The 21,278-nt window shown below is 63.5% G+C and carries 24 protein-coding genes; 17 read left to right on the top strand and 7 right to left on the bottom strand.

Features of this window, described 5'->3' with window-relative positions; translation table 11 throughout:
• The first annotated feature begins 21 nt into the window (after positions 1-21).
• From ACPPVR_RS38575 to ACPPVR_RS38560, 4 genes are all read left to right on the top strand, one after another.
• A complete protein-coding gene (locus ACPPVR_RS38575; protein ID WP_426611708.1) occupies positions 22-1,149 on the top strand; it encodes an acyl-CoA dehydrogenase family protein in 1,128 nt (375 codons plus the stop codon).
• Between the two features lie 15 nt (positions 1,150-1,164).
• Positions 1,165-2,412, top strand: a complete 1,248-nt coding sequence (locus tag ACPPVR_RS38570) for an acyl-CoA dehydrogenase (RefSeq protein WP_426611707.1) — start codon at positions 1,165-1,167, stop codon at positions 2,410-2,412.
• Between the two features lie 9 nt (positions 2,413-2,421).
• On the top strand, positions 2,422-3,666 hold the full coding sequence (locus ACPPVR_RS38565) for an acyl-CoA dehydrogenase (RefSeq protein WP_426611706.1): 1,245 nt from the start codon (positions 2,422-2,424) through the stop codon (positions 3,664-3,666).
• Between the two features lie 148 nt (positions 3,667-3,814).
• On the top strand, positions 3,815-4,513 hold the full coding sequence (locus ACPPVR_RS38560) for a nitroreductase (RefSeq protein WP_426611705.1): 699 nt from the start codon (positions 3,815-3,817) through the stop codon (positions 4,511-4,513).
• 97 nt (positions 4,514-4,610) lie between these two features.
• Here the strand turns inward: ACPPVR_RS38560 and ACPPVR_RS38555 are convergent, their stop codons facing one another.
• Together ACPPVR_RS38555 and ACPPVR_RS38550 are read right to left on the bottom strand one after the other, a co-directional pair.
• Entirely contained in the window at positions 4,611-5,159 is a 549-nt protein-coding gene (locus ACPPVR_RS38555) for a sigma-70 family RNA polymerase sigma factor (RefSeq protein WP_426611704.1), read from the bottom strand.
• On the bottom strand, positions 5,159-5,392 hold the full coding sequence (locus ACPPVR_RS38550) for a NepR family anti-sigma factor (RefSeq protein WP_426611703.1): 234 nt from the start codon (positions 5,390-5,392) through the stop codon (positions 5,159-5,161). Before ACPPVR_RS38550 ends, ACPPVR_RS38555 begins: the two co-directional genes overlap by 1 nt.
• Before the next feature lie 221 nt (positions 5,393-5,613).
• On the opposite strand from ACPPVR_RS38550, the gene ACPPVR_RS38545 reads away from it, so the two are divergent.
• Positions 5,614-6,420, top strand: a complete 807-nt coding sequence (locus tag ACPPVR_RS38545) for a response regulator (protein ID WP_426611702.1) — start codon at positions 5,614-5,616, stop codon at positions 6,418-6,420.
• A gap of 73 nt (positions 6,421-6,493) precedes the next feature.
• Here ACPPVR_RS38545 and ACPPVR_RS38540 read toward each other — a convergent pair whose 3' ends face one another.
• The gene (locus tag ACPPVR_RS38540) at positions 6,494-7,459 is read right to left on the bottom strand and encodes an energy transducer TonB family protein (protein WP_426611701.1); all 966 of its coding nucleotides are present in this window, start codon (positions 7,457-7,459) and stop codon (positions 6,494-6,496) included.
• A gap of 185 nt (positions 7,460-7,644) precedes the next feature.
• Here ACPPVR_RS38540 and ACPPVR_RS38535 point away from each other — a divergent pair, with 185 nt between their 5' ends.
• From ACPPVR_RS38535 to ACPPVR_RS38515, 5 genes are all read left to right on the top strand, one after another.
• Positions 7,645-8,244: a nuclear transport factor 2 family protein gene (locus ACPPVR_RS38535; RefSeq protein ID WP_426616273.1), complete on the top strand. Its 600-nt coding sequence runs from the start codon at positions 7,645-7,647 to the stop codon at positions 8,242-8,244.
• Between the two features lie 252 nt (positions 8,245-8,496).
• Entirely contained in the window at positions 8,497-8,889 is a 393-nt protein-coding gene (locus tag ACPPVR_RS38530; protein ID WP_426611700.1) for a hypothetical protein, read from the top strand.
• A gap of 123 nt (positions 8,890-9,012) precedes the next feature.
• The gene (htpG, locus tag ACPPVR_RS38525) at positions 9,013-10,890 is read left to right on the top strand and encodes a molecular chaperone HtpG (RefSeq protein WP_426611699.1); all 1,878 of its coding nucleotides are present in this window, start codon (positions 9,013-9,015) and stop codon (positions 10,888-10,890) included.
• A 156-nt stretch (positions 10,891-11,046) separates the two neighbouring features.
• On the top strand, positions 11,047-11,325 hold the full coding sequence (locus ACPPVR_RS38520) for a DUF3551 domain-containing protein (RefSeq protein ID WP_426611698.1): 279 nt from the start codon (positions 11,047-11,049) through the stop codon (positions 11,323-11,325).
• Between the two features lie 33 nt (positions 11,326-11,358).
• Positions 11,359-11,628, top strand: a complete 270-nt coding sequence (locus tag ACPPVR_RS38515) for a DUF3551 domain-containing protein (protein WP_426611697.1) — start codon at positions 11,359-11,361, stop codon at positions 11,626-11,628.
• 9 nt (positions 11,629-11,637) lie between these two features.
• Here ACPPVR_RS38515 and ACPPVR_RS38510 read toward each other — a convergent pair whose 3' ends face one another.
• Positions 11,638-12,618 (bottom strand): Bug family tripartite tricarboxylate transporter substrate binding protein, encoded by a 981-nt coding sequence (locus tag ACPPVR_RS38510; RefSeq protein WP_426616272.1) that lies wholly within the window; start codon positions 12,616-12,618, stop codon positions 11,638-11,640.
• 232 nt (positions 12,619-12,850) lie between these two features.
• Here ACPPVR_RS38510 and ACPPVR_RS38505 point away from each other — a divergent pair, with 232 nt between their 5' ends.
• From ACPPVR_RS38505 to ACPPVR_RS38485, 5 genes are all read left to right on the top strand, one after another.
• Positions 12,851-14,662, top strand: coding sequence for a long-chain-acyl-CoA synthetase (locus ACPPVR_RS38505; protein WP_426611696.1), 1,812 nt, complete (start codon positions 12,851-12,853; stop codon positions 14,660-14,662).
• Positions 14,663-14,806: 144 nt separating this feature from the next.
• Positions 14,807-15,052, top strand: coding sequence for an acyl carrier protein (locus tag ACPPVR_RS38500; RefSeq protein ID WP_426611695.1), 246 nt, complete (start codon positions 14,807-14,809; stop codon positions 15,050-15,052).
• Positions 15,039-16,421, top strand: coding sequence for a class I adenylate-forming enzyme family protein (locus ACPPVR_RS38495; RefSeq protein ID WP_426611694.1), 1,383 nt, complete (start codon positions 15,039-15,041; stop codon positions 16,419-16,421). Before ACPPVR_RS38500 ends, ACPPVR_RS38495 begins: the two co-directional genes overlap by 14 nt.
• On the top strand, positions 16,414-17,136 hold the full coding sequence (locus ACPPVR_RS38490) for an SDR family NAD(P)-dependent oxidoreductase (RefSeq protein ID WP_426611693.1): 723 nt from the start codon (positions 16,414-16,416) through the stop codon (positions 17,134-17,136). The genes ACPPVR_RS38495 and ACPPVR_RS38490 overlap by 8 nt, the downstream gene beginning before the upstream one ends.
• Positions 17,137-17,264: 128 nt before the next feature.
• Positions 17,265-17,474 (top strand): hypothetical protein, encoded by a 210-nt coding sequence (locus tag ACPPVR_RS38485; protein WP_426611692.1) that lies wholly within the window; start codon positions 17,265-17,267, stop codon positions 17,472-17,474.
• Between the two features lie 13 nt (positions 17,475-17,487).
• Here the strand turns inward: ACPPVR_RS38485 and ACPPVR_RS38480 are convergent, their stop codons facing one another.
• Complete coding sequence (locus ACPPVR_RS38480; protein ID WP_426611691.1) at positions 17,488-17,865, bottom strand: hypothetical protein; 378 nt, start codon at positions 17,863-17,865, stop codon at positions 17,488-17,490.
• Between the two features lie 225 nt (positions 17,866-18,090).
• Here ACPPVR_RS38480 and ACPPVR_RS38475 point away from each other — a divergent pair, with 225 nt between their 5' ends.
• Entirely contained in the window at positions 18,091-19,245 is a 1,155-nt protein-coding gene (locus tag ACPPVR_RS38475; RefSeq protein WP_426611690.1) for a DUF3095 domain-containing protein, read from the top strand.
• On the opposite strand, the gene ACPPVR_RS38470 is transcribed toward ACPPVR_RS38475, so the two are convergent.
• Positions 19,242-19,676, bottom strand: a complete 435-nt coding sequence (locus ACPPVR_RS38470; RefSeq protein ID WP_426611689.1) for a DUF2147 domain-containing protein — start codon at positions 19,674-19,676, stop codon at positions 19,242-19,244. The genes ACPPVR_RS38475 and ACPPVR_RS38470 overlap by 4 nt on opposite strands.
• Before the next feature lie 102 nt (positions 19,677-19,778).
• A complete protein-coding gene (locus ACPPVR_RS38465) occupies positions 19,779-20,306 on the bottom strand; it encodes a GNAT family N-acetyltransferase (RefSeq protein ID WP_426611688.1) in 528 nt (175 codons plus the stop codon).
• A 244-nt stretch (positions 20,307-20,550) separates the two neighbouring features.
• On the opposite strand from ACPPVR_RS38465, the gene ACPPVR_RS38460 reads away from it, so the two are divergent.
• Positions 20,551-21,147: a superoxide dismutase gene (locus ACPPVR_RS38460; RefSeq protein ID WP_045004075.1), complete on the top strand. Its 597-nt coding sequence runs from the start codon at positions 20,551-20,553 to the stop codon at positions 21,145-21,147.
• The last annotated feature ends 131 nt before the right edge of the window (positions 21,148-21,278 follow it).

The raw sequence follows: 21,278 nt of genomic DNA, 5'->3' as shown, positions 1-21,278 counted from the left end.
CATCAACACGGGTACGCCGCCATGAACTTCGATTTCTCTGACGACCAGAAGCAGCTCCGCGATCAGGCGCGCAAATTCCTCACCGAAAAATGTTCGCCGAAGGCGGTGCGTGTCGTGCTCGACGGCAAGGCGCCGTATGACAAGGAGCTTTGGAAGGGTCTCGCCGAGATGGGCTTTCTCGGCGTCGCGATCCCTGAGGACTTTGGCGGTGCAGGCGCGGGTCATCTTGAGCTCTGCGTGATTGCAGAGGAGATGGGCCGGGCAAACGCGCCGGTGCCGTTCTCGTCGACTGTCTATCTCGCGGCCGAAGCGCTGCTGATCGCAGGCAGCGCTGCGCAGAAGAAGAAGTGGCTGCCGGCGATTGCCTCGGGCGAGGCGATCGGCACGCTGGCGCTGTTCGAGGGCAAGGGCAATCCGTCGCCGAAGAACGTCAAGCTTACTGCCGCCAATGGTGTGCTCAACGGAGTGAAGAAGCCGGTCGCCGATGGCGCGATCTCCGACTTCGCGGTGGTTGCCGCGCGCACGGGATCGGCCGGGCGCGACAGCGACATCTCGCTGTTCCTGGTCGATCTCAAAGCTGGTGGTGTCGAGATCAAAAGCCTCACCAATCTCGATCCGACCCGCGGGCAAGCCGAGATCGCTTTCAAAGACTGCAAGGCCGAACCGCTCGGCACTGCCGGCGAAGGCTGGAGCATCCTGACCCAGGTTCTCGACCGCGCCGCGGTGCTGTGCGCCTTCGAACAGGTGGGCGGCTCCGACCGCGCGCTGGAAATGGGCCGAGACTACGCGCTCGACCGCATCGCCTTCGGCCGCCAGATCGGCTCGTTCCAGGCGGTCAAGCACATGCTCGCCGACATGTATGTGTCGGCGACGCTGGCGCGCTCCAACAGCTATTACGGCGCCTGGGCGCTCTCGACCAACGCGGGCGAGTTGCCCGAAGCGGCAGCCGCCGCGCGCATCAGCGCGACACAGGCGTTCCAGCATTGCGCCAAGAACAACATCCAGGTTCACGGCGGCATGGGCTTCACCTGGGAGTTCGACTGCCACATGTACTACCGCCGCGCCAACGCGATGGCGCTCGGGCTCGGCAGCCTGTCCTATTGGGAAGACCAGTTGATCGACCGTATGCGCAAGAAGAACGCGGCGTAAGCGAAGGACAGCGTCATGAACTTCGACGACACCCCGCAAGAGGCCGAATTCCGCACTACGGCCCGCGCCTGGATCGCGGCGAACGCGCCGAAGCAATATGAGGAAGAGCTGCGCAAGTCTTCGCTCGGCCGCACGCAGCTCAAGAACGCCAATATCCTGGAAGTCGCAAAGGCCTGGCAGAAGAAAAAGGCCGATGCCGGCTGGGCCTGCCTGCACTGGCCGAAGGACTATGGCGGGCGCGGTTCCTCGCCGATCGAGCGCGTGATCTGGCAGCAGGAGGAGGGGCCGTTCGGTAAGCTCTCCGGCATGTTCATCATCGGCCACGGCATGTGCGGGCCGACCATGATGGCGTTCGCGCGCGAGGAGCATAAGCGCAGCTACCTGCCGCCGCTCGCTTCCGGTGAAAAAGTCTGGTGCCAGTTGTTCTCCGAGCCCGCCGGCGGCTCGGATGTCGCGGGCCTGCGCACGCGCGCCGAGAAAGACGGCGACGAGTGGGTGATCAACGGCCAGAAGATCTGGACGTCCGGCGCGCATTATTCCGATTACGGCATCCTGCTCACCCGCACCGATCCCAATGTGGCCAAGCACAAGGGCCTCACCATGTTCTTCCTGGACATGAAGAGCCCGGGCGTCGAGGTGCGACCGATCAAGCAGGCGAGCGGTGCCTCGGACTTCAACGAAGTCTATTTCACCAACGTGCGTATTCCTGACCATCAGCGCCTCGGCGAGGTCAATGACGGCTGGAACGTCTCGCTGACCACGCTGATGAACGAGCGCATGTCGATCGGCGCGGGCGTCTCGACCGGCTTCCCGGAGCTGTTCGACTATTGCTCCAGCCTGATGCTGGAGGATGGTCCTGCGATCGAGGACCGCGCGGTGCGCTCGAAGCTTGCGAACTGGGCCGTAAAGGCGAGTGGCTTGCGCTACACCAGCATGCGCGCGATCTCGGCGCTGTCGAAGGGCGAGCGGCCGGGGCCGGAGAATTCGATCGGTAAGCTGGTGGCGGGATCGATGATCCAGGACGTCGCGACCTATGCGCTCGACTTGCAGGGCGCGGCCGGCGTGGTCAGCGGTCCGGAGGATGCCGAAGTGGCCGGCCGCTTCCAGGCGATGCTGCTGCGCGCGCCGGGCACCCGCGTTGAAGGCGGCACCGACGAGATCATGCGCAACATCATCGCCGAGCGGGTGCTGGGCCTGCCTGGCGATATCCGTGTCGACAAGGACGTGCCGTTCAACAAGATCCCGACGAAGGGAAGAGGTTAGAGGTTCGCCATGAATTTCGACGATACGCCGCAGGAAGCCGCATTCCGCGCGACCGCGCGCAAATGGGTCGACGCCAATGCGCCGAAAGAGCTGCACGCCGAGTTGTCAAAATCCTCGCTCGGCCGCATCCGGCTCGCCAAGCACGACATCGTCGATGTCGGCAAGGCCTGGCAGAAGAAGAAGGCCGAGGGTGGTTGGGCCTGCCTGCACTGGCCGAAGGAATATGGCGGCCGTGGCGCCACCCCGATCGAGCGGGTGATCTGGCAGCAGGAAGAAGGCGTCTACGGCAAGCTGACGCAGCCGTTCCAGATCGGCGAAGGCATGTGTGGCCCGACCGTGATGGCCTGGGGCAGTGAGGATGCCAAGCGCCGCCATCTGCCGAAGCTGGCTTCGGGCGAGGAGATCTGGTGTCAGCTGTTCTCCGAGCCGTCGGCAGGCTCCGACGTCGCGGGCCTGCGCACGCGCGCCGAGAAGAAGGGCGACAATTGGGTCGTCAACGGCCAGAAGATCTGGACCTCGGGCGCGCACTACTCGGACTTCGGTCTTTTGATCGCGCGCACCGATCCCAATGTGCAGAAGCACAAGGGCCTCACCATGTTCTTCCTGGACATGAAGAGCCCGGGCGTCGAGGTCCGCCCGATCAAGCAGGCCAACGGCATGCAGGAGTTCAACGAGGTCTATTTCACCGACGTGGTGATCCCCGACAGCCAGCGCCTCGGCGCCGTCGGAGAAGGCTGGGGCGTCTCGCTGACCACGCTGATGAACGAGCGCATGTCGATCGGTTCGCGGCTTGCGACCGGCGTGCCTGAACTGTTCGAGTTCTGCTCGAACCTGATGCTGGAGGACGGGCTCGCCATCGACGATCCCGCCGTGCGCTCAAAACTTGCGAGCTGGGCGGTGAAGTCGAGCGGGCTGAAATACACCAGCTACCGCGCGATCTCGTCGCTGTCGAAGGGCGAACGGCCGGGGCCGGAGAACTCGATCGGCAAGCTTGTTTCCGGCATGATGCTCCAGGACATCGCGACCTACGCCATGGATCTCCAGGGCGCGGCCGGTGCTCTCACCGGCACGGACGAGGAGACGGTGCAGGGCCAATTCCAGCAGATGCTGCTGTCCTCGCCCTCGATGCGCATTGCCGGCGGCACCGATGAGATTTTGCGCAACATCATCGCCGAGCGCGTGCTGGGCCTGCCCGGCGATATTCGCGTCGACAAGGACGTGCCGTATAACAAGATCCCGACGAAGGGGCGATGATCCCGGATGGTGGAATCGCAGGGTGGGTTAGCCCCGCGGATGCGCGAAGCGCAATCCGCTAGGCGTAACCCACCACTGTCTATCTCAGCGGAAACAAAAGAGGTGGGTTACGCCTTCGGCTAATCCACCCTACGAAGAGAACCGATCCATGGACGCAAAAGTAAACCAAAACGACCGCATCGGCGTGCTCGAAGAACTCCTCAACGAGCGCTACTCCGTCCGCGCTTTCCTTCCAAAAGAAGTCGACCGCGCCACCGTCGAGCATGTGCTGACCACGGCGCAGCGCACCGCGTCCTGGTGCAACAGCCAGCCCTGGCAGGTGCTGATCGCGAGCGGTGATGCCAAGGAACGCTTCCGCAAAGCGATCTATGCGGAGGCGGCATCCGGCGGCAAGGACGACCACGATTTCACGCCGCCGCGCGAGTATGTCGGCGTCTATCAGGAGCGCCGCCGCGAGAGCGGCTTTCAGCTCTACAACACGCTGGGAATCGCCAGGGGTGACAAGGCCGCTTATGGCAAGCAGGCGCTGGAGAACTACAATTTCTTCGGCGCGCCGCATGTCGCGATCATCCACACCAACGAGCCGCTCGGCATCTATGGCGCGATCGATTGCGGCGCTTACGTCTCGAACTTCATGCTGGCCGCGCAGGCGCTTGGGCTCGGCACCATTCCGCAGGCAGCATTGGCACGCCATTCCGGCCTGATCCGCCGCCACTTCAATCTGCCCGAGGATCGCCGCGTCGTTTGCGGCATCTCGTTCGGCTATGCCGACGATGCGCACAAGGTCAACAGCTACCGCACCTCGCGCGCGAGCGTCGTCGACACGGTGACGTTCGTCGAGGAGTGATTGAGCGGGACGCCATCAGACTTTCAGACGCATGCAAAGACGGCCGAGTGAACGGCCGCCTTCACAGCTGTCGTTTTGGTCCGATGACGGCCGGTCGCTACCCGCCGCTGCCGCCGATCACGGCGCGCACGGTCTCGTCGGGCCCGAAATCGTCGGCGCCGTCGACATAGAGCAGCGCTGCGAGCTTCGAGCGCGCGCGGTTGACGCGGCTCTTGATGGTGCCGACTGCGCAGCCGCAGATCGATGCAGCATCCTCATAGGAGAAGCCGGAGGCGCCGACCAGGATAAGCGCTTCGCGCTGGTCCTGCGGAAGCTTCTCGAGCGCGGTGCGAAACTCCTCGAACTCGAGATGGGCGTTCTGCGAGGGCTGCGTCTTCAGCGTCTTGGCGTAGTTGCCCTCGGCATCCTCGACCTCGCGCCGCCGCTTGCGATAGTCCGAGCGGAACAGGTTGCGCAGGATCGTGAACAGCCACGCCGGCAGGTTGGAGCCGGGCTGGAACGAGTCGATGTTGGCGAGCGCGCGCAGCAGCGTTTCCTGCACCAGATCGTCCGCGCGGTCCGCGTTGCCGCTGAGCGAGATGGCGAACGCGCGAAGACTTGGCACAGCCGCGAGGATGTCGTCACGCAGGGAGTTCGTGAGAGGCATTAATCCCTCCCATGGTTGTCGTTGGAGCCCCCAGCGCCATTCTCATCCTGAGATCCGCCTCCCGGCGCATCCAGCTTCTTGATGAGCTCCGCGAACCGGTCGGGAACCCCCTGCCGCACGACGTCGTCGTACATGGCACGGAGTTGATGCCCGATCCGGGATTGGATCTCCGGTGTGAGGCCGCCCTTGCCGGGGGGCGTGCTTTTGTTGGCTTGAGACTTGAGATCTTTCATGACCTGTTCCACGTTTTCCCGGGTTAAGTGACTGCAAAGTCGAGAAGTTTTCTCAACCGGGAGCCGTTCCCTGGATGAGTTCAATTCCAGGTTCGACAAAAAGTTCCCGGACCGGGGGAACTTTTCTTATCCTGAAGCGTAATCAGCCCTAGTAGGGGAACCCGGACCTCCTCTCGCAGTTCCCTTTTTTTAAGGTTTGGCCCGAAATGAATGGAGTGGGGATGTCCCGTTCGCAGCTTGTTGCTGAGCACTTACCGTTGTTGCGCAGGTATGCGCGCGCCCTGACAGGCAACCAGGCCTCCGGTGACGCCTATGTCGCAGCCATGTTGGAAGCCATCCTCGGAGATCCCTCCGTGCTCGATGAGAGCCATGGGCCCCGGGCCGGTCTGTTCCGGCTGTTCACCCAAATCTGGAATTCGGTCTCCGTCAATGACGCCGCCGAGGTGGCGACATTGCCGATGCCGCCGGAGCGACGGCTGTCGAACATCACGCCGTTGCCGCGGCAAGCGTTCCTGCTGCTGTCGCTCGAGGGATTTTCGGAAGAGGAAGTCGCCTACGTCCTCGGCACCGATGTTGCCGAGACGCGGCGGTTTGCGGACACCGCCGGACGCGAGATGGCGGCCGAGATCGCCACCGACGTGCTGATCATCGAGGACGAGACCTTCATCGCCATGGACCTCGAGAGCCTGGTGAAGAATCTCGGCCACAACGTCGTCGGCGTCGCGCGCACCCATGCCGATGCGGTGGCGCTCGCAAAGAACAAGCGGCCCGGCCTGATCCTCGCCGATATCCAGCTCGCCGACGGCTCATCCGGACTGGATGCCGTCAACGAGCTGCTGCGCACTTTCGAGGTGCCGGTGGTATTCATCACCGCCTATCCGGAACGCTTCCTCACCGGCGAACGGCCGGAGCCCGCCTTCCTGATCTCAAAGCCGTTCCAGCCGGCGATGGTGTCGGCGGTGGCAAGCCAGGCGCTGTTCTTCCAGCGCAACTCGCGCAACCGCACGCCGAAGGCGCCTGCGGCGTAACGAAGCCTGGATTGAAAATGGGAAACGGCGCGTCGCAAGGTGCGCCGTTTTTTGCGTTCGTCGGCGCTCTGCTTCAGCAACCTCGGCAGACGCCGTTAAGCTTGGGCTTCAACTTGGCTTCGTCCTCGGCCCACGACCACGATCCTTTGGGCTGTGTCCCGTCGAGGGTCATGAGGATCGTGACCCTCTGCAAGTCGTCGGTCGCATCAGGAGGTGGCTTTGGAAAGGGCTCGCTGCGCTCGATCATCTTGAGGGCCGCGCCATCCAGCAGCCCCGAACCCGTGCTTTCCACCAGCACGCGCGAGATCAGTTTGCCTGAGCGGTCGACCACGAACGTGACGCCGGCATCCCCTCTCTGCCCGATCGCCTCCGGCGGAAACTCTCTGTTGCGCCAGACATGCTCAGTGACCGTCTTGCGCCATGCGGCCATGGCTTCTGACTCCGCAAAGCCGGGAGTCGGTCCGGCCAGCACTAATCCGAACAAGCCGGTCATCAGGAGATGTTTGATCTGCATGTTTTGCGGCGCCGGGCCCAATGTCTCAGCAGCATGGCAGATGCTGTGAAGCTTGGAATTCAATCTGGCGTCGTCCTTGTCCGACGACGGCGTTTTTTCGCACTCCTTGGCCTGCCTCTCGAGCCAGGCGTCCAACAATTTGCGATCGGGCGGCGCTGGCAGCCTGCGTCCCTGGAAGACGATTGGCACGATCACACCCGGCTGGTCTTCCGTCACCTCAAGCGGCGGCTTGGGAAATGGCGCGGCTCGCTCGACGATCGCAAGCGCCGCCGCATCGAGGACTTGAGAACCCGTGCTCTCCACCAAGACTCTCGAAATCAGATTACCCGAGCGATCCATGACGAACAGGACGCGCGTCGAACCTGGCTCGCCGTTTGCCTCGGGTGGGTAGAATCTCCTGCTGGCCACCTGCTCGACCAGCATCTTCTTCCAGACCTGGATAGAATCATCCTGCGCATAGGCGCCATTTGGGAACGCCAGGAGCAATCCGAGAAGCACGCCAAGCAAAGTGAATTTCATCTGCATCGGTTCGAATATTAATCGCGTTCAGGTTGATTGCAATACCCGTTGCTCGTACGGAGTTTGCCGGGTTTAGTGCAACTTCCAGGCGGCAAAAGCCTCGCAGCTTGACGGCAAGTAAATTGCGCCGTTGATACGTCGGCGCGATGACATCTCCATCGCAGTTTCCGATCCACCAGGAGAGACAAATGCTGGACCAAGCGCTGCTCGATCGCCTCGCCATCCGCGATCTCGTCGAGAACTGGGCGGTGTGGCGCGACGCCGGCGACTGGGCGCGCTTTGCGACTGTCTGGCATGAGGAAGGCTGGATGTCCGCCACCTGGTTTCAGGGGCCGGCGCGGGATTTCATCCGCGTCAGCCAGGAGGGGTTCGCCAAGGGCGTGCGCATCCTGCATTTCCTCGGCGGCACCAGCATCGACCTTGCTGGCGAGCGCGCCATCGCGCAGACCAAGATGACGATCTCGCAGCGCGCCCCGGTGCAGGACGTGCTCTGCGACGTCGTCTGCACCGGGCGCTTCTACGATTTCCTGGAAAAGCGGCAGAGCAAATGGGGCATCGTCCGCCGCCAGCCGATCTACGAGAAGGACCGGATCGATCCGGTCGATCCCGCCGCGACACTTCGCCTCGATCAGCAGGCGCTCGCCGCGCTGCCCGAAGGCTACCGCCATCTTGCCTACATCCAGGAATTGATCGGCTACAAGGTCAAGCGCGACATGCCGGGCCTGACCGGTGCCGAAGTCGAGAAGCTCTATGGCGAGGGGCGGGACTGGCTCGCTGGGAAGGCGAAGTGAGCCGCAGACAAAAGTAAGGCGCGACTGGCATCACCACAGTCGCGCCCTACGTCGCCGGCTTATGGGGCAGGGGGGAATAGCCGGCTGTTGACATGACTCCTTAGGAAGGGGAGTCGTTCCCGGCGGTTGCGAATTTTTTTGCGCGTGCTCGCGCCCTTTTCGCACACGGTTAAGTGATCTTAACGACTGAGAACTCCCGGTCCCCTCATTGCGTTGTTCCCGCAATCGCCATGGGGCGAGGGGTCGACAGTCATGTCACAGATTTACAAAGCATTTTTGGGCGCCGTCGCGATTGCCACGACGCTTGGCGCCGTGCAGCTGGCCTTTGGCCATGATCTCAGCGACCGTTGGCAGGCGGTTTCCAACAAGCCGGTCGATGTCGTCAATCGCTCTGGCAAATCCGACCGGCTGGCCGATCTGAAGCCGGCGGGAGTTCCCACCCGCACCGTCGCGATGCGGCTGAACGACCTTGCCGATACGTCAGTGTTGTTGCGCGTTCCAGCGGTCATTAAGGCCGGCAATGCCAAGCCGGCTCCCTTGGTGCAGAAGCCGGGCCGCGGCAGGCCGACGGTCGCCTGCGAGCCGATGGTCAGCTCCCTGACCGAGGTCGCAAAACTGCTCCAGCCGGGCCGCTGCGTGACCTGATCCGCAATGGCTATGGACAAATCGCCCTTCCGCCGGGAGGGCGATCCCTTATGTCCACTTGATCCCCTATCCCCTCGCGTTATATCCCGGGTTTCTTTCCCTTCATATTGACCGGGTAAACGCATGACGACGTCCGATACGGCTGCGCACACACAGCCCTTCCAGGCCGAGGTTTCCGAGCTTCTGCACCTGATGGTGCATTCCGTCTATTCGGAGACCGACATCTTCCTGCGCGAGCTGATCTCCAACGCCTCGGACGCCTGCGACAAGCTGCGTTACGAGGCGATCGCAAGTCCTGAGCTGATGGGCGAGGGCGACGCGCTCAAGATCCGCATCATCCCGAACAAGACGGCGGGGACGCTCACCATCGCCGACAACGGCATCGGCATGGAGCGGCAGGAGCTGATCGACCATCTCGGCACCATCGCCCGGTCCGGCACCAAGGCATTCGTATCGAAGTTGAAGGAGGCCAAGGAAGGGCTCGGCCTGATCGGCCAGTTCGGCGTCGGCTTCTATTCCGCCTTCATGGTTGCCGACAAGATCGTCGTCGTCAGCCGCCGCGCCGGCGAGAGCGACGTCTGGACCTGGACGTCTTCGGGCGGCTCCGGCTTCGAGATCGCGCGCGTCAGCGACGAGGAAGCGGCGCGCGTGACGCGCGGCACCGAGATCGTCTTGCACCTCAAGGACGACGCCAAAAAATATCTCGAGACCCACGAGATCGAGCGTGTCGTCAGTGCCTATTCCGACAACATCCTCTTCCCCATCGAGCTCGTGCCGGAAGAGGGTGAGCCGCGCCAGATCAATTCGGCAAGCGCGCTGTGGCAACGCTCGAAATCCGAGCTTGCGGCCGAGGACTACAAGAAGGCCTATCAGCAGATTGCGTCGGCCTTCGACGATCCCGCCATGACGCTGCATTATCGCGCCGAAGGCCGCTACTCCTACGCCGTGCTGCTGTTCGCGCCGTCGACAAAGCCGTTCGACCTGTTCGAGCCCTCGCGCAAGGGGCGTGTCAAACTCTATGTCCGGCGCGTCTTCATCACCGATGATGCCGATCTGTTACCGGGCTATCTGCGCTTCATTCGCGGCGTCGTCGACAGCGAGGACCTTCCGCTCAACATCTCGCGCGAGATGCTCCAGAACAATCCGCAGCTGGCGCAGATCCGCAAAGCCGTCGCGACCCGTGTCGTCAACGAGCTCGAAAGCCTCGCCGAGAAAGACGCCGAGAATTTTGCAAAAATCTGGGAGGCCTTTGGCGCGGTGCTGAAGGAGGGCATCTACGAGGATTTCGAGCGTCGCGAAAAGCTGCTGGCCCTGTCGCGCTTCACCACCACGACAGGCGAGAAACGTTCTCTCAAGGACGTCATCGCCGATTTCAAGCCGAACCAGACCGAGATCTATTATCTCGTCGGCGACAGCATCGAGCGCCTGAAGTCCAGTCCGCGGCTGGAGGCTGCCACCGCGCGCGGCATCGAGGTGCTGCTGCTGTCCGACCCCGTCGATGCGTTCTGGACCTCGATGCCGACGGATTTCGAGGGCAAGCCGCTGAAGTCGTTGAGCCAGGGCGATCTCAATCTCGATCTGATTCCGCGGGTCGACGAGACCGACGAGGCGAAAAAGGACGAGCCGGAGGCGGACGAGGCCGCGACGATTGCGGTGATAAAGGCCGCGCTCGGCGAACGCGTCAGCGACGTCAAGGCCTCGACGCGCCTCACCAGCTCCGCCTCCTGTCTCGTCGCCGACAGCCAGGGCCCGAGCCGCGAGCTTGAGCGAATCCTGGCACAGCAGAACCGCGGCATGCGCACCAGGCCGATCCTGGAGATCAATCTGCGCCACCCGCTGGTCACGGCGATCACCAAGGCGCAGGCCGGCTCGAAGGTGGTCGACGATCTCAGCCTGCTGCTGCTCGAACAGGCGCAGATTCTGGATGGGGAGTTGCCGGAGGATCCGGCGGCATTCGCGTCAAGGCTGAACCGGTTGGTGCTGCAGGGACTGAGCGGCTAGCGCCTGGCGAAGCCCGTCGCTTCCGTGCAGCGCATCACGCACCGCAACTCACCTTGCCGTCATACGTCACCACAAACAGTCGCCTCCGGCGGAGTGTTGTGCCATAGGAACCCGTTGGCATCACGTCGCCGACGCCACCGATTCGAGGATGCCTCCATGCGTTTGCCGATCTTGACCCTCACCGCGATTGCCGCGCTGTTTGTTGCGGCGGACGCCCGCGCCCAAACCTACGATCCGCGCTATCCGGTCTGCATGCATGTCTTTGCGCCCGGCGGCTTCGGCGGTGGCGGCGACTATTTCGACTGTTCCTTCACCTCGCTGCCGCAGTGCCAGGCGACGGCCTCGGGTCGCGCCGCGAGCTGCGATGTCAATCCCTACTACGCCTTCAATGAGCCGCCGCCACCTGCGCGCCGGCGCCACAAGAAGGTCCAGTAGAGATTCGCAATGCGACTTCCAGAAACAGTCTTTATGCGTCGCTCATTCGGCCTGATCGCGACCGTCGGTGCATTGCTCGCGGCGGCGCCGTCGCACGCGCAGACTTTCGATCCCCGCTATCCCGTCTGCATGCACGTCTATACCGGCGCGAGCGGCGGCGGCGGGGAGTGGTATGATTGCTCCTTCACCTCGCTGCCGCAGTGTCGCGCCACGGCTTCCGGCCGCGCCGCGACCTGCGATCCCAATCCCTATTATCCTGTGAACGTGCCGCAGCCGCGCCCGCGGCACCGCAGAAGCGGTTAGCGCCGGACGCTACTCCTTCTTGATCCCCGACAGTTCCACCACCTTGCGCCAGCGGTCGGTCTCCGCGGTCAGCATGCCGCCGAACTCGTTCGCATTGCCATGCAGCGGGATTGCGCCGAGCTCGGCGATGCGGGCCCTGATCTCGGGATCGGACAGTGCCGTGTCGATCTCGCGATTGAGCAGGTCGACAATCTCGCGCGGCGTGTCGCGCGGAGCGCCGACGCCGTAGAACGATGAGGTCTCGTAGCCTGCAAGCGTCTCCGCGATCGGCGGCACCTCCGGCAAAATCTCCGAGCGCTCGCGCGTGGTGACGCCGAGCGCGCGTAGCTTGCCGGCGCGCACCAGTTCGAACGACGAGGTGACGTTGTCGAACATGCCCTGGATCTGGCCGCTCATCACGTCGGTCAATCCCGGTGCGGAGCCGCGATAGGGCACGTGCGTGAACTGCACGGCGGCCAGCGACTTGAACAGCTCGCCGGACAGATGCAGCGAGGTGCCGATGCCGGAGGAGGCGATCGACATCTTGCCGGGATTGGCCTTGGCGTAGGCGATGAAGTCGGCGACGCTTTTCACCGGAACATCGTTGTTGACGATCAGCACCAGCGGAATGCGCGCGACGCCGGCAACGGGTGCGATGCCCTTGGTGAAATCGTAAGGCAGTGCCGGGTCGAACGACGCGTTGATCGCATTCGCAGTCGAGGTCAGCAGCAGCGTGTAGCCATCGGGGGCCGAGGTGATCACAGCCTGTGTGCCGATATTGCTGCCGGCGCCGGGCTTGTTCTCGACCACAAAGGTCTGGCCGAGACGATCGGATAGCCGCTGGCAGATCAGTCGCGACAGCACGTCGGTGGCCCCGCCCGGTGCATAAGGCACCACCCATTTCACGCTGCGCGACGGATAGGACGGGTTGCCTACGGCGAAAGCACGTGGTGCTGCGAGCACCGCTGCGGCGCAGGCAGCAGTCTGAAGGAAATGTCGCCTGGTGATCATCATCCAAATCCCCGCTTTCGCTTCACGTCTCTCGCAGGGAGAGGGAAGCACGTCATTCGGCTGCGTGGATTTGCTATCGCAAGAATCGCGCCAGGCCGCATGCTGTTCCCGCCGGCTTGGTAAAGGATGATCGCAGTTAATCGAGAGCTAACCGAGTTTTACCTTGTCTCTTAACACCTGGGCAGGGCGCGGGGGCTAAGCTTGCGGGAACCAGCAGATACCGCCCGAAAGAATGAACGGCATGACCACCGGCGTCACCGAGCAACCGAAAGCGCGCACACACTCGGCCTCAAAGATCTGGCTGAAGGCGATCGAGCTGACCGCGCGGATCGAGACGCTGCCGGGCCGATTGTTTGCCGACGTCATTGACGATTGGGCTCGGCGCCAGCCTGACCGAGTCGCGCTGGTCATGGACGACGCAAATCTCGACTATGACTGCCTGTCGAAGCGCATTAACCGCTATGCGCGCTGGGCGCTCTCGGTCGGCGTCGCCAAGGGCAACACCGTCGGCCTGATCATGCCGAACGGCATCGACTATGTCGCGGCATGGCTCGGCATCAGCCGCGTCGGCGGCGTGGTCGCGCTGATCAATACGAAACTCGTAGGCCAATCGCTCGCCCATTGCATCGATGTCGCCAAGCCCTCGCATATCATCGTCGCGTATGAGCTGACGGAGATGCTCGAGAGCGCAACGCCGCATCTGAACACGGATGCAAAAATCTGGACCCATGGCGATGCCCGCAGCGAGCGTGCCATCGACGTCGCCCTTGCCGCGCTCGATGACGGCCCGCTCTCGCCGGAAGAGCATGGCCATGTCACGATCGATGACCGCGCGCTGCTGATCTATACGTCGGGCACCACCGGCCTGCCGAAGGCCGCCAGCATCAGCCACCGCCGCATCCTCAATTGGGGCTTTTGGTTCGCCGGCCTCACGGGCGCTTCGCCGCAGGACCGGCTCTATGACTGCCTGCCGCTGTTCCACTCGGTCGGCGGCATCGTCGCGCCCTGCAGCATGCTCGCCGCCGGTGGCTCGATGGTGATTGCGGAAAGATTTTCGGCTTCGAATTTCTGGTCCGACATCGAGCGGCATGACTGCACGATGTTCCAGTATATCGGCGAGCTCTGCCGCTATCTGCTCAAGGCGCCCCCGTCGGAATACGAGAACCGCCATCGTTTGCGGCTCGCCTGCGGCAACGGCCTGCGCGGCGACATCTGGGAAGATTTTCAGGCGCGCTTTGCCATTCCCCGCATCCTCGAATTCTATGCCGCAACCGAAGGCAATTTCTCGCTGTTCAACGTCGAGGGTCAGCCCGGCGCGATCGGCCGCATCCCGCCGCTGCTCGCGCACCGCTTCCCCGCAAGCCTGGTTAAGCTCGATCCCGACAGCGGCGCGCCGCTGCGCAATGAAGATGGACTCTGCATCGCCTGCACGCGCGGGGAAGCCGGCGAGGCCATCGGCCGCATCGGCACGGCCGATCAGGGCGGTGGCCGCTTCGAAGGCTACACCGATGCCGGCGAGACCGAGAAGAAAGTCCTGCGCGACGTCTTCGCCGAGGGCGATGCCTGGTTCCGCACCGGCGATTTGATGCGGATCGACGACAAGGGCTTCTTCCATTTCGTCGATCGCATCGGCGATACCTTTCGTTGGAAAGGCGAGAACGTCGCGACCTCGGAGGTCAACGACACCGTGCGCGATTTCACCGGCGTGGTCGATGCCACCACCTACGGCGTCAGCATCCCCGGCGCTGACGGCCGTGCCGGCATGAGCGCGATCGTCGTGAACGAGGGCTTTGATATCGCGAGACTGCCCGCGCATCTCGCACAGCGTCTGCCGGCCTATGCCCGCCCGGTCTTCATCCGCATCTCCCGCGAGCTCGATGCCACCGAGACGTTCAAGCAAAAGAAGGGCGAGCTCGCGCGTGAGGGATTTGATCCGAGCGCGATAGCCGATCCGCTGTTCATGGCCGAGCCGAAATCCGGGGCCTATGTCGCGGTGGACGCGGAGGCATATGCGCAGGTCCTGGAGGGTGCGATCAGGCTGTAACCGCAGCAAAATCGGGAGATAGGTCCAATTTTATCTGAATTGTCCAAGAAGCCATTTACTTCTGTCCGGTAAACAGCGGGTCATGGGAGGCGGTCATCAAGAGCCGCCGCAACACGAACGATCGATAACAAAAGCGAGCCAGCCATGTCGGTAAGGTCTAAGGTTATTGAAACGATCCAGCAGATCGCCAAAGAGCAGCACGTCACGCTTCCCGCACTCTCGGACGACCTGTCCCTGCACGAGACGGGCTTCGACTCGCTCGCCTTCGCGATTCTGGTCGCGCGTCTCGAGGACGAGACCGGCATCGACCCCTTTACCATTTCCGAGGACGCCGCGTTCCCCGCCACCGTGGGCGATTTCGTGCGGGCCTACGAAAATGTCCCCGCGTGAGATCTTTGCGCTCCGTGACCATCTCGGCGCGGAGCTGAAGGGCAGAACGTTGTCGGATGCGCACGACGTCGTGTCGCTGACCGACATCCTGTCGCAGACGGTCCTGGGCGGTCGCCTGCGCGCGCTGTCCGGCCGCAGCGTGCTGCTCAAATTGTCCGATCAGCTCCGGTCGGGCCTTGCCATGATCGAGCTCGACGGCATCGCGCGCCGCATGCTGCTGTGTCCGCCGGATCTCAATCCCGCGCATCTGGACGCGCTGATCGCCGATGCCGGGATCAATGCCGTCGTCACCGACGAGCCCGACCGCTGGGCCGTGACCGGCATGCCGCTCGTCGTCACCGCACAATTGCCGCTCGTATCAGCCGTACGCGCGCAGACCGAGCGCGCCACCGAATGGCTGATGCTCACCTCGGGCACTTCGGGCGTGCCGAAAATCGTCGGCCATACCCTGGAAGCGCTCACCGGTGCCATCGTCGCCGAAGGCCCCGCGCGCGGACCCGCGCCGGTGTGGGCGACGTTCTACGACATCCGCCGCTATGGCGGCCTGCAAATCTTCCTCCGTGCCATTCTCTCCGGCGGCTCGATGGTGCTGTCGGACCCGCATGAGGCGCTAACCGATCACGTCGCGCGGCTCAATGCGCGCAGTGTCTCGCACATCTCCGGTACGCCCTCGCATTGGCGCAAGCTTTTGATGAGCGGCTCGGCCGCGCAATTCGCACCGGGTTACGTCCGCCTCTCCGGCGAGATCGCCGACCAGGCGGTGCTCGATGGATTGAAGGCCGCATTCCCGGGATCTTCGGTCGGCCACGCCTACGCCTCGACCGAAGCCGGCGTCGGCTTTGCCGTCAATGACGGACTGGAAGGTTTTCCGGCCAACTATCTCGGCAACCGCAACGGCGTTGAGATGAAGGTCGTCGATGGCTCGCTCCGTATCCGTTCGAGCCGCACCGCGCATGCCTATATCGGCCGCGACGCGGCCGCGCTCACCGATGCCGACGGCTTCGTCGACAGCGGTGACATGGTCGAACTGCGCGGCGATCGCTATTATTTCGTCGGCCGCCGTGGCGGCATCATCAATATCGGTGGCCTCAAGGTCCATCCCGAGGAGATCGAGGCGGTGATCAACCGTCATCCCGACGTGCGGATGTCGCGGGCGAAATCGCGAAAGAGTCCGATCACCGGCGGTATCGTCGTTGCCGACGTGGTCCTCGCCGACGGCACCGATCCGGCGCGCGCGAAGGAGATCCGCGACCAGATCCTGGATCAGTGCCGCGCGCAGCTCGCCTCCCACAAGGTGCCGGCGGTGATCCGCTTCGTCGAGGCGCTCGACGTCACCCCGGCCGGCAAATTGGCGCGTACCGATGCATAATGTTCTCGTCACCGGCGGCAGCCGCGGCATTGGCCTTGCGATCGGCAGGCGCCTGGTTGGTGCCGGCTACAACGTGATTGCGGCGGCGCGCCGCGAGAGCGATGAGCTCCAGGCCGCAATCGCCGTCTCAGAAGGCCGGCTGCATTTCCGTGCCTGCGACCTCGCCGTGATCGACGCGATCCCGGCTTACGCAAAGCTCGTGCGCAGCGAGTTCGGCCCGATCTACGGCCTCGTCAACAATGCCGGCCTCGGCACCGAAGGCCTGCTCGCCACCATGCACAATTCGGAGATCGAGGCGCTGGTGCAGCTCAACGTGCTGTCACCGATCATCCTCACCAAATATGTCGCGCGCCAGATGATGGCGGATGGTGCGGGCCGCATCGTCAACATCTCCTCGATCATCGCGACCACGGGCTATAATGGGCTCTCGGTCTACGGCGCGACCAAGGCCGCCGCCACCGGCTTCACCCGTTCGCTCGCGCGCGAGGTCGGCAAGCTCGGCATCACCGTGAATGCGGTCGCGCCCGGTTTCATCGACACCGAACTCACGCACAATCTCTCTGACGAGAGCCGCAAGCGCATCGCCGGCCGTAGCGCGCTGCGGCGCCTGCCGGAGACCGATGACGTCGCGCGCATGGTGGAATATCTGCTCGGCGAGGGCGGGCGCAATGTGACTGGCACGGTGTTCACGATTGACGCAGGCAACACGGCGTAAGGCGGGAACTCCGCCGCCACAATTGAGTTGATCCGGCTCAATGACATCGAGCCGGATTTGGTCGTAAGATGCGCCGCAATCGGTTGGGTTACGTCAATCGATCTGCCCTAATCGACAGGGAGCAGTCCATGACCGCGTCGAACATGACCGCTTCAAATCAGGGTCGGACTGAGCAATCCCGCGCAAAGTCGGATGACGTCCGCTGCCCGCCGATGTCGCATCAAAATTCCGGCGACCATGGCCACGAGATGTATCCGCAGCAATTCGTGCGGCTGGTCGGCTGTCACAACGTGCCCGCAGACGCATCGCGCGAGCGCGAGGACGAGAAGCTGCACTGACGCGCGTCGGTGCTCACGTCCGATTTTTCGGCAGATCAATCCGCTCGTGCGAGAATTCCGGCGGCCCCTCGGTCAGGCGGCGGATGCGGCGCTCGCGCTCGTCCACCGGCAATGCGGGATGGAGCAGCCCTCCGATCTCCTGCACCGCCAACTCTTCGAGTTTGGTGGCATCCGATGCGATCGAATGCGTCGGCGTGAGCCCCGGGGGCGCGATCTTCAGTCCCAATTCGACCAGCTTGCAGATCGCATCTGAGCGCGACAGGTGTTGAGTTTTGGCCCAGGCGTCGACGGCAGCGGTTAGTCTTTCCGGCATCTTCACCGCGCTGATCGGGTCAAGCCGCGTATGCGGGCGGACCGAAGCGGTGGAGTCCTTGTTGCCGAGGTCGGGCACTTCGATCGTCCCATGCAATCCGTGGAGATGACCCAACTGTAATCGCTCTCCGCGACCGGCTGTTTGATGCCGATCAATGATCCGCTGCGGCATTGCAGCGCGGCGCGATCTTGTTGTCCGGGCTCATTTCGGCCAAAGATTGAAAAGGGGACGCCGGCCGGCGAACCCCGATCGATCCTACCCCGTATCTCGCTCGGAAACGCACCAACCATCCGGCATCACCCGATGACATCAGGCGAATCCTTTTATGGCGGCATTCCCGTCTTCCGCGGCTTCACCAGCCTGATGGAGCCCAAGCTCTATGCGCCGCTGCCGGACGACTGGAGCGTCGGCGTCGCCGACATCGTCGATTCCACCAAGGCGATTGCGGCGCAGCGCTACAAGGCGGTGAACATGGCCGGCGCTGCCGTGATCGCGGCCGTGACGAATGCGCTGGAGGGGCGCGAATTCCCCTTCGTGTTCGGCGGCGACGGCGCGAGTTTTGCGATTGCGCCGGCCGATCTCGAATCTGCCCGCGAAGCGTTGGCCGCGACCGCGACCTGGGTGCGCGTAGACCTCGATCTGACCATGCGCGTCGCGCTTGTGCCGGTCAGCGCCATCCGCGCGCAAGGCCTGGATGTGCGCGTCGCCCGCTTCGGTCCGTCGGCCAATTTGTCCTATGCGATGTTTTCCGGCGGCGGGCTGAGCTGGGCCGATGCCGCGATGAAGCGCGGCGAGTTCGCCGTCCCCGAGGCGCCCGCCGGCACGCAGCCCGATCTCTCCGGCCTGTCCTGCCGTTTCGAGGTGATCCCGGCCTCGCGCGGCCTGATCCTGTCGGTGCTGGTGATGCCCGCGCGCGGCGCCGACCCGCAGGCCTTCCGCAACGTCATCGAGGATATCATCCACCTCGTCGAGCGCAGCCCGGATGCCGGCCGTCCCGTGCCGCCACAGGGGCCGCCGCTGACATGGCCGCCGCAGGGGCTGGACTATGAAGCCCGCGCGAAGCGGGGTGGCTCGTTGTTCAAGCGCCGCGCGGGCGTGCTTGCCTATACATTTTTTGCTTATCTCCTGATGCGCTTCGACATCAAGGTCGGGGGCTTCGTGCCAAAGGTCTACAAGCGTCAGCTGGTCGAGAATTCAGACTTCCGCAAATATGACGACGGCCTGCGCATGATCCTCGACTGTACGCCGGAGCTCGAGCGCGCCTTGAGCGATCGCCTTGCGACTGCTGCACGCGACGGCGTCGTTCATTACGGCCTCTACCAGCAGGATGCCGCGATGATGACCTGCTTCACGCCCTCGGCGTTGCGCAGCGATCACGTGCACTTCATCGACGGCGCCCGCGGCGGCTACGCCTCGGCGGCAACGGCGTTGAAGGCGATGCTGACCGGCGCGAGCTAGCGTCCCGCCCGTGTCCAGGTCTCGCCGCCGCAGAGCGTGCCGACGCAGCCTTCGACCCGCAGCGCTTCCGCGCCGGTCACGGTGACGCTGCTCGCATAATTGCTGCCGTCATCGGCATTGTAGATCTGGCCCGACCATTTGTTCGGCCCTGCTGGCTGCATGCCGCTGAACAGCGGCAGACCGATCATCGAGCGCTTTGCGAGCGCGGGATTGGGATTCTTGCTGTCGGTCGCGGGCTGGCCGGTCGCGGTGTCGTAGGGCTCCTTCAGCCAGACGATGGCGCCGCAGATGCCGCCGCCGCATTTGCTGATCTTGACACGCGCATCGCCCGCCTGGGTCAGCCAGGTCCCGTCGGCGCTCTGCGCATGCGCGGCAGTCGCGCCAAGCAGCGCAGCCAGGAGGACGGTGAGAGCGGCAAATCTGAATGTCATGGAGCGAACCCTGGAATGGAGGGGTCTCCATAGCAGTAAATCAGGATAGTGCAACGCCTGATAGAATCACATTCCTGCGCCGATTTGCCCCGGCATAAAGCTTCACCAGGGCAGGCCGCAGAGGTCGATGGTGCCGAGCGTCGGCGCGCGGACGATGTCGAACACGTAGGGCGCCATGTGGGTAAAGCGGACCCGCCCCTCCGGCTGTTCGCAATAGACCTCGCCGGTGAAGGCCCGCCAGTTGCGGGCCTCGTAGAACGCGACATTGTGCGGCTCGCAGAACAGGATCGCAAATCGAACCGCCTCGTTGGCGCGCATGGTATGCACCGCCGCGTCGATCGCCATGGTGGCGTAGCCGCGGCCGCGGCGGTCCTCGCGTGTGCAGACCCCGCCGATGCCGCCGACATGCACTTTCTGTCCATTCCAGGTCGCGGTGCGGAAATAGATGCCGACATGGCAGACCAGGCCGTCCTCGGGCGTCTCGATCAGCACGCGCAGATCGGCGTGGGCCCACATGACGTGACCCCAGGGCTGCTTCTCGACCCGGTGGCGCGGCCAGACCGCGCTATGCAGCGGCTCCGCGATCGACCATGAGGCGTCGCCGTTCAGAATGTCGATCTCGATGCTCATCGCTCTCTCTTTCGCATCTCCGCGTCGGGGGCGTTCGTTCTGCCATAAGCGCCTCAAAGGGAATGATATTTTTCCAGCAGCGACCAGACACGGTTGAAATGCCTGCATCCTTGCGCTGATTTTATGCAATCCGGCCAAGCGACTGCATCACGCCTTTTCGCAAATTGGCGGTATTTAACGGCGGCGGAACCTTCTATAAGGGGTGACCGTTAAGCCAGTTCCCATCAGTTGCGGACGAGAACCCATGACATTCACGCTGCCCCCCCTTCCTTACGCCTATGACGCCCTCGGGCAATTCATGTCGAAGGAAACGCTGGAATTCCACCACGACAAGCATCATCAGGCCTACGTCACCAACGGCAACAACGCGCTCAAGGGCACCGAATGGGAAGGCAAATCCCTTGAGGAGATCGTCACGGGCTCGTTCGGCAAGAACCCCGCGGTGTTCAACAATGCCGGCCAGCACTACAACCATATCCACTTCTGGAGCTGGATGAAGCCCAATGGCGGCGGCACCAAGCTGCCCGGCAAGCTCGAGAAGAAGATCAACGAAGACCTCGGCGGCTTCGAGAAGTTCAAGACCGACTTCCAGGCGGCCGGCGTCGGCCAGTTCGGCTCCGGCTGGGCCTGGCTCCAGGTCAAGAACGGCAAGCTCGAAATTGCCAAGACCCCGAACGGCGAGAATCCGCTGGTGCACGGCGCCACCCCGATCCTCGGCGTCGACGTCTGGGAGCACTCCTACTACATCGATTATCGCAACCGCCGTCCCGACTATCTGAAGGCGTTCGTCGAAAACCTCGTGAACTGGGAATACGTCGAGTCCCTGTTCGACAAGGTCTGAGTTTTACTCGGTCATTCCGGGATGGTGCGTCAGCGCCAAACCCGGCAGATCAGGCGGTCGCATGCGCGGCCGCCTTTTTGCTGTGCGGAATTCACTAAACCAGCCCTGCAGCCTGCGCGCATCGACCTGTG

The organism is Bradyrhizobium sp. McL0616, from assembly GCF_049993385.1.
GTDB lineage: Bacteria > Pseudomonadota > Alphaproteobacteria > Rhizobiales > Xanthobacteraceae > Bradyrhizobium.
The sequence above is the reverse complement of the archived record's forward strand: the minus strand, read 5'-3'. Positions and strand labels throughout refer to the sequence as shown.